The organism is Hymenobacter ruber, from assembly GCF_054783255.1.
The window spans coordinates 2,249,385-2,263,572 of record NZ_BAAGQX010000004.1 but is presented as its reverse complement, the minus strand read 5'-3'; the positions used below and the strand labels follow the sequence as shown (position 1 = coordinate 2,263,572).

10 protein-coding genes and 1 riboswitch are annotated in these 14,188 nt (G+C 61.5%); of the genes, 4 read left to right on the top strand and 6 right to left on the bottom strand.

Annotated features, from left to right (window positions below; translation table 11 throughout):
* Positions 1-241: 241 nt before the first annotated feature.
* A riboswitch (SAM riboswitch) is annotated at positions 242-333 on the top strand.
* Positions 334-565: 232 nt separating this feature from the next.
* Entirely contained in the window at positions 566-2,020 is a 1,455-nt protein-coding gene (locus ACYVM5_RS20225) for an amino acid permease (RefSeq protein WP_460619889.1), read from the top strand.
* 127 nt (positions 2,021-2,147) lie between these two features.
* Here the strand turns inward: ACYVM5_RS20225 and ACYVM5_RS20220 are convergent, their stop codons facing one another.
* On the bottom strand, positions 2,148-2,606 hold the full coding sequence (locus ACYVM5_RS20220; protein WP_460619888.1) for a hypothetical protein: 459 nt from the start codon (positions 2,604-2,606) through the stop codon (positions 2,148-2,150).
* A 202-nt stretch (positions 2,607-2,808) separates the two neighbouring features.
* On the opposite strand from ACYVM5_RS20220, the gene ACYVM5_RS20215 reads away from it, so the two are divergent.
* Entirely contained in the window at positions 2,809-3,537 is a 729-nt protein-coding gene (locus ACYVM5_RS20215) for a hypothetical protein (protein ID WP_460619887.1), read from the top strand.
* 550 nt (positions 3,538-4,087) lie between these two features.
* The gene (locus tag ACYVM5_RS20210) at positions 4,088-6,658 is read left to right on the top strand and encodes a type IA DNA topoisomerase (protein WP_460619886.1); all 2,571 of its coding nucleotides are present in this window, start codon (positions 4,088-4,090) and stop codon (positions 6,656-6,658) included.
* A 12-nt stretch (positions 6,659-6,670) separates the two neighbouring features.
* Here the strand turns inward: ACYVM5_RS20210 and ACYVM5_RS20205 are convergent, their stop codons facing one another.
* Entirely contained in the window at positions 6,671-8,545 is a 1,875-nt protein-coding gene (locus ACYVM5_RS20205) for a prolipoprotein diacylglyceryl transferase family protein (protein ID WP_460619885.1), read from the bottom strand.
* A gap of 177 nt (positions 8,546-8,722) precedes the next feature.
* Complete coding sequence (locus tag ACYVM5_RS20200; RefSeq protein WP_460619884.1) at positions 8,723-10,228, bottom strand: SDR family oxidoreductase; 1,506 nt, start codon at positions 10,226-10,228, stop codon at positions 8,723-8,725.
* Positions 10,229-10,368: 140 nt separating this feature from the next.
* Between ACYVM5_RS20200 and ACYVM5_RS20195 the strand changes: the two genes are divergently transcribed.
* The gene (locus tag ACYVM5_RS20195; protein ID WP_460619883.1) at positions 10,369-11,229 is read left to right on the top strand and encodes a DUF2911 domain-containing protein; all 861 of its coding nucleotides are present in this window, start codon (positions 10,369-10,371) and stop codon (positions 11,227-11,229) included.
* 89 nt (positions 11,230-11,318) lie between these two features.
* On the opposite strand, the gene ACYVM5_RS20190 is transcribed toward ACYVM5_RS20195, so the two are convergent.
* The 3 genes from ACYVM5_RS20190 to ACYVM5_RS20180 form a co-directional block, all read right to left on the bottom strand.
* Complete coding sequence (locus ACYVM5_RS20190) at positions 11,319-12,665, bottom strand: T9SS type A sorting domain-containing protein (RefSeq protein ID WP_460619882.1); 1,347 nt, start codon at positions 12,663-12,665, stop codon at positions 11,319-11,321.
* 75 nt (positions 12,666-12,740) lie between these two features.
* Complete coding sequence (locus ACYVM5_RS20185; protein ID WP_460619881.1) at positions 12,741-13,499, bottom strand: slipin family protein; 759 nt, start codon at positions 13,497-13,499, stop codon at positions 12,741-12,743.
* Between the two features lie 68 nt (positions 13,500-13,567).
* Positions 13,568-14,179 (bottom strand): hypothetical protein, encoded by a 612-nt coding sequence (locus tag ACYVM5_RS20180; protein WP_460619880.1) that lies wholly within the window; start codon positions 14,177-14,179, stop codon positions 13,568-13,570.
* Positions 14,180-14,188: the final 9 nt, after the last annotated feature.

Sequence of the window (14,188 nt, the reverse complement as noted above, 5' to 3'; positions counted from 1 at the left end):
TTGGTGTAAAGCCTCACCCCCGACCCCTCTCCATAAGGGAGAGAGAAGCCCGCCGACAATGTTCAAGAAAGCCCTGACTCAATCGAGTCAGGGCCTTTTTTGCTTTATGAGGAAGGCATTATAGCGCCGTTGCAACTCCCCTCTCCCAGTGGAGAGGAGCCGGGGGTGAGGTTTCGCGTTAGAGCTTTTGGCCCGTCCGGCCTTACCTTTGCCCCATCAATTCCTCCTCCCGGAAGGATTGTTTTTATACAGAGGCGCTGAGAGACAGGCTCGACGACGCGCCGGCAACCACCCGCAACCGCGGCCCGGTGCCAATTCCTGACCATATAAAAACAACTGCCGTGCCTGCCGTTTCCGCTGCTTCGATTGCTTTTTCTGGTGTTTTTCGTGCCCGTTTGTTATCAATGGGCCGGATGTTTGCGGGCTGTTGTTGCTGTTGATTTCGGGCAGTAGCGCCGCGTAGCTGAGGCTACGGCCGGCGCGGTTTCATTCCTTTTTACGGGCTTTTTGCTTTGCGGCATGGCCGCTCCGGGTGGAGCGGTGGCGTGGCGCGTTTCCATCTGTTATGTTGAAAAAATCACTGGAGCTGCTCCGCACGGAAGCCGCCGAAACGGGGGCGAACACCCTCAAACGCAGCCTGAACGGCGTGAGCCTGATTGCCATCGGCATCGGGGTCATCATTGGGGCGGGCCTGTTCTCGCTCACCGGCATCGCGGCGGCCAATAACGCGGGGCCGGCCGTTACCATTTCCTTCATCGTGGCAGCCGTGGGCTGTGCTTTTTCCGCGCTGTGCTATGCCGAGTTTGCGGCGCTGGTGCCTGTTTCGGGCTCGGCCTACACCTATTCGTATGCCACCATGGGCGAGCTGTTCGCCTGGATTATCGGCTGGGACTTGGTGCTCGAATACTCGGTGGGCGCGGCCACGGTGGCCATCAGCTGGTCGCAGTACCTCATCAAATTTCTCGGGAAGTACGGGCTGCACATTCCGGCGCGACTGGTGATGTCGCCGTTTGAGTCGGCTACGCTGGCGGATGGCAGTACCGTGAGCGGCTACGTGAATGTGCCGGCCATGCTCATTGTGCTGGCCATCACGGCCATCGTCACGCGCGGCACCAAAGGCTCGGCGTGGTTCAATGCGCTGGTGGTGGCCCTGAAGGTGGCCGTGGTGCTGGTGTTTATCGCGCTGGGCTGGCGCTACATCGACCCTGCCAATTACCAACCCTACATCCCGGCCAATACGGGCACCTTCGGCGAGTTCGGGCTGAGTGGGATTCTGCGCGGGGCGGGCGTTATCTTCTTCGTTTTCATCGGCTTCGACATTGTGGCCACCATGGCGCAGGAAACCAAGAACCCGCAACGGAACATGCCCATTGGCATCCTTGGCTCGCTGGCGGTGTGCACGGTGCTGTTCGTGCTGTTCGGGCACGTGCTGACCGGTTTGGCCAACTACACGGAGTTCAAAAACAGCGCCGCGCCGGTGGCCATTGCCATCGAGAAAACGCCCTACGCCTGGCTGTCCTCGGCCGTGATTCTGGCCATTCTGGTGGGCTACACGTCGGTTATTCTAGTCGATTTGCTGGGGCAGTCGCGAGTGTTTTTCTCGATGTCGCGCGATGGACTGCTGCCCCCGGTGTTCTCGCGGCTGCACCCCAAGTTCAACACGCCGTTTCAGTCCAGCCTGTTGCTGGGCTCGTTCATTGCGTTGTTTGCGGGCTTCGTGCCCATCTCGGTAGTGGGCGAAATGACGAGCATCGGCACTCTGCTGGCCTTCGTGATGGTGTGCCTCGGCGTGCTCATCATGCGCCGCACCAACCCCGATGCGCCGCGCTCGTTCCGCACGCCCTGGGTGCCGGTGGTGCCCATCCTCGGCATCGTGGTGTGCCTGGTGATGATGGCCTCGCTGCCCTGGGAAACGTGGCTGCGCCTGGTGGTGTGGCTGGCGCTGGGCATGGTTATCTACTTCGGCTACGGGAAGAAAAATAGCAAGCTGCGGCTGACGCAGGAGGAAGTTAAGAGTTAAGGGCGTCTGTCATCCTGAGCGTAGCGAAGGACCTTATCACGCTTGAGCGGCTTCATGCAGGCGTGTTGCCAACGTGATAAGGTCCTTCGCTGCGCTCAGGATGACAGACGCTTCTAACGCATAGCCCTCAATGCGTGGTCAGACCGTTGGCGTCCAGCTCTTCATCATCGCGCACGCGGCTGAGGTCGCCTTCCAGGTCAATTTCACCCTCCGCAGCGGTGGGAGTGAGGGGGCGCTGCTTGTACACGTCCACGGCCCCGCAGCGGTCGAGGACAGCGCGGGCCTGCTCGGCTTCTGCGGGCGTGTTGGTTTCGATGGTGACTACTGCGTGCTCGGGGCCGGTGGCGGCAATGTGCGCCTGGGCATCATCGAGCTGACTGCCGCTGAACAGGTCCGTGAAAAACCGCGTCACGCTTTCGCGGAAGGGCTCGGCGGGCGCGCCGGCATCGGGCAGGTTTTGGGCTTGCAGGGTTTGCTGGGTGGCGATGCTGATGCTGCCAGGAGCAAGACCAGCGGTCTGCGCCTGCGTGGCGGCAAACTCCGCTTCGGAGGCGCTGGTAAATAAACCGACGATGATACGGGCCATAGATGATAGGGGAGGGTGTGCCGGTTCTACGGCGGCCCGGGCGGCCGGTTGTGGGGCAGAAGTGCCCGTTCGGCCAGCACTGGGGAGCCGTTGCATAATTTCAGCTAACCATCATCCCCGGCCCAATACCTTTGCCATTGCACTTCCCGCCGAACTTTTACCCCCATTCAAGGAGTTGGCGGCTGAATTCCTGCGCTTGCCCATGAACCCCACTCAATACCCCGGCCTGATACCTTCGTACGAACACGAGCGCCTCGCGGCCCTGCAGCCCTACCAGGTGCTGGGCACGCCGGGGCAGGAGGTGTTCAATGATTTTGTGAGCATCGTGGCCAAGCTCTTCGACATGCCCATTGCCCTGGTGAGCCTGGTGCGGGCCGACGACGTGGTGTTCATCGGCAATGAGGGCCTGCCCGAAGCCCTGGTGGTGAACCGCGAAGACAGCATGTGCTCAGTGGCCATCCTTAGCGACGGCCTCACCGAATACCGCGACATCGCGACTGCGCCCTGCGCCCTCGTCAACCCCTTTGTGGCGCAGAAAATGAACCTCGGCTTCTACGCCGGGCAGGCCCTGCGCACCCCCAACGGGATGGCCGTTGGCAGCCTCTGCGTCATGGACCGCCGCCCCCGCCAGCTCACCCCCTCGGAGGGCCTCCTGCTAAAGGACCTGGCCCAGGTGGCCCAGACGCTGCTGCGCCTGCAGGCCGCCCTGGCCGCCGGCTTTACCGTGCCCGCCGCCCTGCCCACTCGTCTCGATGCCACCGTGCAGCAGTCGCTCACCCGTCTGGCCACCCTGGCCGAGTTGAACGAGTGGGAAACGGCCAACACCGATGAAGCCCACCAATACGCCGAGTCGCGCCTCGACGAAGCCCGCTACCTGGCCCAGACGCTGTACCGCGAGTTGCGGGCGGTGCTGGCTGGGGTGGGGAAGTAAGTCTTTCGTGGAAACCGCGTAATTTGGGGTGATAACGCTACTTGGCCGGCCATGAATACGCTGCCATTGGCCGCTGCTTAAGAAGCTGCGGCTGCCTGTTGTCAGGGCATTTGCTTCCTTAATCATCCATTCAGCTTGAAAGGTGCATTATGATGAAACGTATAGCTTCTTTCCTGCTTGCAGTAGCCACAATGAGCTTCGGCTGGTCTGCTCAGGCCCAAACAGCCCCGGCATCTCATCTCGGCACGCCGCCGGTAAAAGCAATGTCCCACCCCAAAGGCGCGGCGGCTAAGCGCACGGCATACCAGGCGCCCTTCAAAGTGGATACTGCCGCTCTCCGCCGTTCCGGCCGCCCCGCCGACGGAATACGTATTCGTATCCAGCCAAAGAAATAGGAGTCCTGAGCCCCCGTTACTGAGCGTGGGGGTATCAGTGCTTTGCGCGGTTGGTAATTGCTGTACACCCCTAAACCGACCTTTTTCACGGTTATCTTTGTTGATTCCCTACGCCGAAAGCACTTCGGCGCAGCCCCAAAATCAACCCGAATTCCGTGATAGTTTGCATTGCCGAAAAGCCCAGCGTGGCCCGTGAAATCGCCACCGTGCTGGGCGCCACCCGCCGCATGGACGGCTACATGGAAGGCAACGGCTACCAGGTGACCTGGACCTTCGGCCACTTCTGCCAACTCAAGGAGCCCGACGACTACCAGCCCGAGTGGAAGCGCTGGAGCCTGCACAACCTGCCCATGATTCCGGACTCGTTCGGCATCAAGCTCATGCGCCGCGACGAGGGCGTGGTGAAGCAGTTTCACACCATCAAGAAGCTGGTGGACGAGGCCACCGAGGTCATAAACTGCGGCGACGCCGGGCAGGAAGGGGAGGTGATTCAGCGCTGGGTATTGATGGAGGCCAAGTGCCGCAAGCCCGTGAAGCGCCTCTGGATTTCGTCGCTCACCGAGGAGGCCATCCGGCAAGGCTTCCAGAACCTGCGCGAGGCAAAGGAATTCGACTCTTTATATCAAGCCGGCAAGAGCCGCGCCGTGGGCGACTGGCTGCTGGGCCTGAACGCCACGCGCCTCTTCACCCTCAAATACACCACCTACCAGGACAAACAGCTCCTGAGCATCGGGCGGGTGCAAACGCCCACGCTGGCCCTGCTGGTGGAGCGCTGGCACGAAATCCAGAACTTCCGCCCCGAGCCCTACTGGGTGCTAAAAACCGAGTACCGGGGCACCCTATTCAGCCACATGGCGTCGCCGGACAAAGCCAAGGATGCCGACGCCGCGCCCGATACCAAGAGCCGCCTGCGCGCCCTGGGCTATTTCGTGACCGAAGAGGAAGCGAAAGAAGCCCTCGAAGCGGTGCGCCCTGCCCCGTTGCGCGTCACGGATGTGGAAATTAAAAAAGGTCGCGAATCGCCGCCGCGCCTGTTCGATTTGACCTCGTTGCAGGTGCAGTGCAACAACCAGCTCGGTTTGTCTGCGGAAGACACGCTAAAAATTGTGCAGGGCCTTTACGAGAAGAAGGCGGTGAGCTACCCGCGCGTCGACACCACCTTCCTGCCCGACGACCAGTACCCGAAAATCCCAGGCATCCTGCGCGGCATCGGGTATGATGCGCTCACCGGCCCGCTGCTGGCGAATAAGATTCCGAAAACGCCCAAGGTTTTCAACAACAACAAAGTCACCGACCACCACGCCATCATCCCGACCGGCGCGGCCGGCCCCGGCGGCGGCATGGAAACCAGCGTGTACGACATCATTGCGCGCCGCTTCATTGCCGCCTTCTACCCCGATTGCGAGGTGAGCAACACGACCGTACTCGCCGAAGCCGCCGAGCGACCCTTCCGTGTGCGCGGCCGCCAGATTCTGAGCCCCGGCTGGCGCGTGGTCTACGGCGACCCCACCCAGCAGGCCGCCCCCAAGCCCGCGCCCGCCCCAGGTGCCGCCGGTGCCGCCGAAGCCGACGATGATGCCGTTTCGACGGTGCTGCCCAACTTCGTGAAAGGCGAAAGCGGCCCCCACGACCCGCGCCTGGAAAGCAAAATGACCCAGCCGCCCAAGGACTACACCGAAGCCACGCTGCTGCGCGGCATGGAAACGGCGGGCCGCAACATCGACGACGAAGAACTGCGCCAGGCCATGAAGGAAAACGGCATTGGCCGGCCCAGCACCCGCGCCGCCATCATCGAAACGCTGTTCAAGCGCAACTACATCAAGCGCGAGAAAAAGCGCATCGCGCCCACGCCCACCGGCGTGGAATTGATTGGCCTGATTCGGAACCCCACGCTGAAATCGGCCGAGCTTACGGGCCAGTGGGAGCACAAGCTGCGCCAGATTGAGCGCGGCGAGCTGTCGTCGGAAGGCTTCCTGGGCGAGCTCTCGGCCCTGGTGCGCGAGATGGTGGCCGAAGTAAAGAACGACGGCCGCGGCCGCATGGTCACGTCCGGCAGTGCCGAGCTGGCCGTGCAGCAGGCCCAGGCCGGCAGCAGCAAAGTGCCCGCCGGCATGACCGGTACCAAAGCCGCCAAAGCCCCCGGCACGGCTCCGCTGCCCGGCGCCAACGGCCTGGGCTACTGCCCGGCCTGCAAAACCGGCCACGTCGTGCGCGGCAAAACGGCTTTCGGCTGCGTGCGCTTCCGCGAGGGCTGCACCTTCCGCCTGCCCGCCGAAGTGCACGGCAAGAAGCTGAGCGACCCGCAGGTGAAAGCCCTGCTTGCCAAAGGCCGCACGCCGGTGATGAAAGGCTTCATCGGGGCCGAGGGCCAGAAGTTCGACGCCGCCATTGGCCTCGATACGAGCTTCCAGCCCATCCTGCTGCAGGTGGCCGACAGCAAGCCCGGTGCCGCGCCCGATTCGGGCCTGATTCCGTGCCCGGTGTGCAAGCTCGGCACCATGCTCAAGGGCAAGACGGCCTACGGCTGCTCGCGCTTCCGCGAAGACTGTCAGTTCCGCGTGGCCTTCGAGTGGGGCGGCAAGCAACTCACCGAAACCCAGCTCAAGCAGCTGCTGCGCAAGGGCGAAACCAGCGTTATCCGCGGCTTTATCTCTTCTAAAACCGGCAACAAGTACGACGCCGCGCTGAAGGTGGAGGAGGGGCGCGTGGTGCCGGTGTTTGGATAGGGTTTGGCGTTGCTAGCGGTTGATGCGATAGTTCAGCTTCAGGCTGAAGCTGTTGTGCCGCCCCAGGTCGGTAGCAAAATAGGGTTCCAGGCTGAGGGCGGGGCGGCTGGGCAGGCGCAGCAGGGCACTGGCAAACCCCATGCTTGGATTGGGGCTGTGCGGCGAATGCGCGTAGCCCACCAGCAACTGTGGCCCATTCGTAATGCCCAAGCCGGAGCCCAACCCCAGGCGTGAGGTATAGGAACCCAGTGCGTTTTCGGCTCCATAGCAAAAGTCAGCCTGTCCAAAGGCTACCGACGGCTTGCCCATCCGAAGCATGAGTTCCGGCATCACATAGGTACCCTCTTGTGACTCGCCAGCCCCAAAATAGCTGAAATATCCCAACTGGCCCATGTGCAGGCCAAAGCGTGCATCTATGCTGCGCCAGCCGTTTTCCCGGTGAATTTGCCGGTAAATGTGAACATCAAACAGGGCATGGTGGAAAGTAGTATCTCGGTCGGTGATGGGATAACGGCCGTTCGGGTCGGGTAAGGGCTGTGCGTTGATGCGCTGCTGACCCACCCACAGGCCCCCGCCCCAGGTATTGATTTTGTTGGTAGGCTGGCCAAATGCATTGGTTTCTCCGGCGGTTTCAAAAGCTACTTCGCCGCCCACGGCCGCTACATCCTGTTGCAGGGCCAGCCGCTGGCTACCGCTGCAGCCGGAGTTATTCACTAGAATTTTCTCATCCGCATCGTGATGGTTTTCCAGCACGCCCCCGGTCACAGTAATGGTATGAGTAGGGCCGCTAGGGTCCGGGCTTTGCTCCGGAGCCGGGGCCTGTGCAGTTGTGATGGCAATAACACCGATGAGCAGCAGACTGAGTGGCAACCCGGACAAACGAAGTTTGTGGGCATTCGCCACGGGACTCAGGGCCGTCCCCGCTTCCGCAATCAGCACTGCCAGCAGCAGAGCCTTCACGGCCAGTACTTCCGGAAGCGTAAGTACCGCCGGTCCCAGCAAGGCCGTGGTTCCCAGCATACCCGCCACAGTGATGAGCCGTCGCATGGGGTTTGTATTGATGGTGACGGGATTAATTGAAATGGTAATAGTGTTGCCCTGCCGCACCCGCCACGCCCACAGCCCCAGTGCCAGCAACCCCAGCGGCAGCAGCCACAGTTGCAACTCCAGCCACCGGCCACCCAGCACCGTGTGCACATGGCCCGCCACCGGCTCACTGGCCGCATCGCGCCAGAAGCCCTGGGCGAAGCGCCCCAGCAGCAGCAGGCCCGTTTGCAGCAGCAACCACGAGCCCACCGGCCAGCGGCGCTTGCGGGTGGCCAGCAGCACACCGCCCACCGCCGCGCACAGCAGCAGGGCCAGCAATTGCGTAGGCGCTACGGGCAGGCTGTGGGCCGCCGTAACCGGCAGCAAGCCCGCCTGCACCTGTGCCCACCACGGCGGGGTGCCGGCCGCATACGTGAGGCCCCAGGCTGCGTTAGTGGGCTCGCCAAAGCAGCAGCCGGTGAGCACGCAGCCCACGCATTGCACCACCAGGGCCGCGCACAGGGGCAGGGCCAGCGCATCAAGCACGGCCCAGCCCAGGCCCAGCCAGCGCCGCAGGGCCACCACTGCCAGTGCCGCCGCCAGCCCGCCGCCCAGAATGGAGCGCGCCGTGTCGGTGGGGGCGTTCGTGAATAACAGGCTGCTCCATTCGCCCAACGGGTGGGTGATAAGCTTGGTGCCCAAGATGAGGGCCAGGCTGCTGGCCGCCACCAGCGTCAGCCAGGGGCGCAGCGGGAAGCCGCGTCGCCAGCCTTCCCAGAGCAGCAGCAGCACGTTGGTGAGCGTGGCCAGCAGGTAAAACGGCGTGTAGTAGTCGTGGTTTGGCGCGTAAGGGAGCAGCATGGTAGGGCGGTTAGGGCTGCTGTGGATAGCAGCCCCTAAACCTACCTTTCTACCTAAAGCTATTGCAAGCTGATTTCTGCAAGTATCAGACTTTAAAACCAGTTATCTATTGCTTTTATGCATTGACTTGCAATGGGTAATGGTGAATTATTCAGGCTTTAATAGTAGCCGGAAAATTCATGACTGAGCCAGTTCCGGCTGCTGCACTGGTGGCACCGCGCCGTCCCGGTATTCCACCAGATTCTTCACCATGCCCTTGAAAATGATGCCGTGGAAAGGCAGCACCGCGTACCAGTACAGCCGCCCAGCCAGGCCGCGCGGGCGATAGGCGGCCAGTTGCTCCACGGCGTGGGAGCCGTCGGGCTGGTCCACGATGCGGAATTGCAGCCAGGCCTCGCCGGGGAGCTTCATCTCGGCGTACAGCAGCAGGCGGCGGCCGGCTTTATCGGCCACCAGCACGCGCCAGAAGTCGAGCGGGTCGCCGGCGCGGAGGCGGCTGGGCGAGCGGCGGCCCCGGCGCAGGCCCACGCCGCCCACGGCCTTGTCCATCAGGCCCCGGATGCGCCATAGCCAGTCGGTTTTGTACCAACCCCGCTCGCCGCCGATGCGCCAGATATTATCCAGCACCTCCGCCACCGGCCGGGTAAAAGGCATGAGCTGTCGGTCGAAAAACATGCCGTTTTTGGGAATCTGAATGGCATCCATGTAGTTCTGGCGCATCACGCCGGAGCTCAGCGCGTCGCTCCAGCTGCTTACTACCTCGTTTTGCTCGATGCGCTGGAAGGCCAGGGCCAGGGCGGCGCGGTAGTTCATGCACTCGTGCGGAATTACGGCGTCGATGCTTTTGGCGGGGTCGCACACCGTGTCGTTTTTCAGGCTCTCGACCAGACTTTGGGCCAGTGAAAACGTGGTGCTTGTGACCAGATACAGCCACCACGACGACAGCCGGGGCGTGAGCACGGGCACCGTCACAATCCAGCGCCGGTAGCCGCGCTCGGCGGCCAGGCCCAGCAGCATTTGGCGGTAGGTGAGTACATCGGGGCCGCCCACGTCGAAGGCACGGCCGAAACAGGCAGGGTTATCCAGCACGGCGGTGAGGTAAAACATGATGTCGCGGATGCCAATGGGCTGGCAGCGCGAGTTCAGCCAGCGCGGCGTCACCATCACCGGCAGCTTCTCCACCAAATCCCGAATAATCTCAAAAGATGCCGACCCCGAGCCGATGATGATGCTGGCGCGTAGCACGGTGAGCCGGGCGGTAGTGGCCGCGCCCAGCACATTTTCCACGGCGCGGCGGGAGCGGAGATGCACGCTCAGGTCGTGGTCGTTGGCAATGCCGGAGAGGTAGACGACCTGCCGGGCCGTGGTGGTGTTCAGGTAGTTGGTGAAGTTCCGGGCCGACTGCTGCTCCTGCTGAAAAAAGTCCTCGTTGCCGCCGCTCATGGAGTGCACGAGGTAGTAGGCCGCGTCGATATCGGTGGGCACGGCGGCCAGGGTTTTGGGCCGGAGCAGGTCGCCCTTCACCACATGTACCTGCGGGTGCCGGGCTTCGGGCAGCGTTTCGGGCAGGGCGAAGCGGCGCGGGTCGCGCACCAGACAGATGATGTCGTGGCCGGCCTCGGCCAGCAGCGGCAGCAGGCGCTGGCCAATGTAACCGGTGGCCCCGGTGAGCAGAATCTTCATAAGTCCGCAGCGGGGGCGCGGAACGTGCGGCGGCGCTCCCCACTTAGTGTAACGGGCTGGTGGCGCGCTTGTTTGGTCACGGCTGCATTGGCGCGGCACGGAGGCCGCAACCCCGCTCCCGAAACCGCATCTTTGCGCGTATGAAACACGCCTTACACCTCCTCGCCGCCGGCTTACTGCTCACCACCGTGGCCCAGGCCCAGACCAAGTTCAGCATCCCGCCGCTGAGCCCCACCACCCACATCCACCAGAACTTCTCCACTTCCTACATCGACCTGGCGTATTCGCGGCCTTCGTTGCGGGGCCGCACGGCGTTTGGCGGGGTGGCTCCGTATGGTACGGTGTGGCGCACGGGGGCCAATACCATTACCAAAGTGCGCTTTGGCGAGGAAGTGAAAATCAACGGCCAGGTGGTGCCGGCCGGGGCCTACGCCCTGCTCACCATCCCCGATGCCAAGGAGTGGACCTTCATCCTGAACCGCGACACCGCCCAGTGGGGCAGCTACGAGTACAAGCAGTCCCTCGACGTGCTGCGCGTGAAAGCCAAACCCACCAAGCTGGCCGCGCCGGTAGAAACCATGAGCCTAACCGTGGAAAACCTCAAGCCCGCCTCCGCCGACCTCGTCGTGACCTGGGACCGCACTCAGGTGGCGCTGCCCATCATCGCCGACCCCGACCGCGTGGTGATGGGCCAGATTGAGCAGGCCATGAAGGGCGAAAAAAAGCCCTACGTGTCGGCCGCGCAGTATTACTACAACACCGGCAAAGACCTCACGCCCGCCATCGGCTGGCTCGATGAGTTCATTAAAGCCAATCCCACCAGCTACTATGGCTATTACTGGAAGGCTAAGCTGCTCCAGAAGCAGGGCAAAAACCAGGAGGCCATCGCCGCTGCCAACAAGTCAATGGAATTTGTGAAGGACGATAAAAACGAAGTGTCGAAAGCCGAATACACGCACCTGAACCAGGAAGTGCTGACCGCTGCCGGAGCCAAGAAATAGTGCTTCTGTTTCCCGCCGCTGCATTTGTTTCCACACAAAAAAACGCCCCGCAGATGATGCGGGGCGTTTTTCTTAGGGTCAGGCAGAAGTTACTGCACCACTACTTTCTGGCGAGCGGTGCCGCTGGCGGCCTGCACCTCCAGCACGTAGATGCCGGCGGGCTCACGGCTCAGGTCGAGGGCGAGGGGCGTGGTGCTGGTCCAGGCCTGCGTTTGCACGAGGCGGCCGGCCACGTCCAGCACGCGCACGGTGGCGGGGCTGGCCGTGGTGCGGGCAGCTTGCAGCGTGAAGCGGCCGCCCAGGGCCGGGTTGGGTGCTACCGTGAGGCTGGCTTGCAGGCCGGCATCGGTGCGGGTCGCCAGGGCCGTGCCGCTGTAGCGGTTCACCACGCCCGTCACGCCCGAGGACTTAATCTGTATGCCCGCCGACCAGCCCACGGTGGGGCTCACAAACTCGGTACCGATGTGGTTGAAAGTGCTTTCGAGCGCTACCCAGGTCTGGCCATTGTCGCGCGAGAAAGACGAGCCCTGGTCGCTGTTGCCAAGGTCGACACCGGTCGATACGTACTGGTTGGTGCCCGGCACCATGCTCAGGCCAGCGCCGTGCAGCGGGCCGGAGTAAGTAACTGCGGTCCAAGTAGTGCCGCCGTCGGTGGTGCGGTACAGCCCGTGGTTGAGGCCCCCCGTGTCGTCCAGCGTGCAAAGTAGCCCGTTCTGGGCATCGCGGAAGGAGAGAGTGGCCGGGCCGCCCAGGCTGGGGGCGGCGTTGGCTACGGTCCAGGTCAGGCCCTTGTCTGGCGAATGGAACACGCGTCCCGCAATGGTGACAAACCAGATGTGGTTGCCCACCACTGCTGGCGCCGTATTCACCGGGTATTCGCCCCGTGGGGTGGCGGGGCTGGTGGTCACCGGCGTCCAGGTGAGGCCGCCGTCGGCCGTGGTGTACATCTCCATTTGGGTGGCCCCGGGCAGCGGGTCGCCCACGGTCACGCCGTCGGTGGCCGAGAAAAAGTGAATCAGGTCCGGGTAGCTGCTGGGGGCGGCATATACAGTGGCGCTGTTCTGGACGGTCCACGTCTGGCCGCCGTCGGTGGTGCGCAGGATGCGCCCGCCCGAGTTATTGTTCAGAGCTGTGGTAATCCAAGCCGTGGTAGCGCTGATGGCCGAGAGCGCCGTGAAGTCCTCATCCGCACCGGTCTGGATGGGCAGGTTGGTCACGGTCCAGTTCTGGCCGGCATCCGCGGTACGGGCCACCTGGGGTATCGAGTAGGTGGAGCCAATGCCCGTGCCCACGGTCCAGGCCGTGTTTGCATCTACCGCATCGATGTAGAAGGGCGCTATGTCGGCCGCGAAGCCGACGGGCTGATTGACCCACTGGGCCTGGGCCGAGAAACCCAGTAAGCAAAAGCCGAGGCAGGAAAGGAAATGTTTGTTCATAAATATTGAAAGGAAAAAGGGTGATTTCGTCCTGATAGATTGGCAAACCAGTCTGTTGGTTGCCCGGCTTTGCAATTATTTTTCCTGCTGGCCGACCATCTGCGTGAAACTCTTGGCCGCGTTGGTGAATTCCGACGGAATAAGCACCACCGTGGTCGTATTATTGTCGATGCCGATTTCCGACAGCATCTGCATGCGGCGCAGCTCCAGCGCAATGGGGCTTTCTTCCATCTGCTTCGCGCCCTGCGTCAGCTTTATCGACGCCTCCAGCTCGGCCTCGGCCTTGATGATGCGGGCGCGCTTCTCCCGAATGGCTTCGGCCTCGCGCGCCATGGCCCGCTGCATGGATTCCGGAATTTCCACGTCCTTGATTTCGACCAGTTCAATCTTCACGCCCCAGTTTTCGGTGGCGGCGTCCACAATCTGCATCAGCGAGGCGTTGATGGCGGCGCGCTCGCGCAATACTTCATCGAGCTGGTGCTGCCCAATAATATTGCGCAGCGCCGTAACGGACAATTGATAAACGGCCTGGTTAAAATTGGCCACCTTGATGATGGCATCGGCCGGGTTCACCACCCGAAACCACAGCACGGCGTTCACCTTGATGGTCACGCTGTCCTTGGTGATGGTTTCCTGCTGCTCCAAATCCACGGTTTTGGTGCGCACGTCAATGGTTTGCTGGCGCTCGATGAACGGGATTATCCAGTAAATGCCCGGCCCGCGCAGCCCCGTGAAACGGCCCAGCCGAAATACCAGCGCCCGCTCGTATTCCTGCGCCACGCGAATGCCGGAGAGTAGAATAACAACGACAATTAGAACGATGTACAGCGACATGGCGGGTTGGGTTTGGTGAGGTTTTGGGAGATGTATCGCTGCGGTGAGGCGGGCATTACAACCTTCTTCTATTCATTAGCCAGTTCAACAATACGATGGCCTTGATATCCAGAATCAAACTTCCTGGGCTTACCGTTTTGATTGATGGCAAAAACTAGACTTTGTTTGTTAAAGGCAGGTGCTGAGGAAGCATTATAAGGCCTGATAATTAGTTGGAGTTGCTGGGGGGCATTTCGTGATGTGTTGGGTAATAGCGTAATGATGCTGTCGCGCCGTGTGTAAGTGCCGTAGTTATAGGTGCTACCTAGAAAACTCGCATTCTGATAGATATAACGCCCATCTTTTTTTAAGAAAAATTCTTCGAAACCAAAATGCCCGCTTGTAATGCACAAGAAGTTAGTTGCACTTTTAATGTGATTTATCGAGTAGTCATAAATTGCCACTATTGCTGCTGAAGACGCCCATAAATAAATCGGTGCCAGTCGTTTGGTAATTCCTAAATCGGTTCGGTCATAAATATGGAAGCAGGCAATAAAAAATAAGCCAATTGCCAGCAATGCTTCAATTAGTTCAATGACAGCGTCGCCAACTGAATCCTCGTAAATTAATTTATGCAAGTGAAACAGCCTTACAGTAGTTAAGAAACAGCAAACCGAAATAAACCACTTGTTTCCGCTCATCAGTCAACT

Excerpts from the sequence above, each read along its gene's own strand:
- ACYVM5_RS20215 (WP_460619887.1), top strand. The coding sequence starts at position 2,809 with ATGAACCCCACTCAATACCCCGGCCTGATACCTTCGTACGAACACGAG.
- ACYVM5_RS20195 (WP_460619883.1), top strand. The coding sequence starts at position 10,369 with ATGAAACACGCCTTACACCTCCTCGCCGCCGGCTTACTGCTCACCACC.
- ACYVM5_RS20205 (WP_460619885.1), bottom strand. The coding sequence starts at position 8,545 with ATGCTGCTCCCTTACGCGCCAAACCACGACTACTACACGCCGTTTTAC.
- ACYVM5_RS20225 (WP_460619889.1), top strand. The coding sequence starts at position 566 with ATGTTGAAAAAATCACTGGAGCTGCTCCGCACGGAAGCCGCCGAAACG.
- ACYVM5_RS20220 (WP_460619888.1), bottom strand. The coding sequence starts at position 2,606 with ATGGCCCGTATCATCGTCGGTTTATTTACCAGCGCCTCCGAAGCGGAG.
- ACYVM5_RS20190 (WP_460619882.1), bottom strand. The coding sequence starts at position 12,665 with ATGAACAAACATTTCCTTTCCTGCCTCGGCTTTTGCTTACTGGGTTTC.
- ACYVM5_RS20185 (WP_460619881.1), bottom strand. The coding sequence starts at position 13,499 with ATGTCGCTGTACATCGTTCTAATTGTCGTTGTTATTCTACTCTCCGGC.
- ACYVM5_RS20180 (WP_460619880.1), bottom strand. The coding sequence starts at position 14,179 with ATGAGCGGAAACAAGTGGTTTATTTCGGTTTGCTGTTTCTTAACTACT.
- ACYVM5_RS20200 (WP_460619884.1), bottom strand. The coding sequence starts at position 10,228 with ATGAAGATTCTGCTCACCGGGGCCACCGGTTACATTGGCCAGCGCCTG.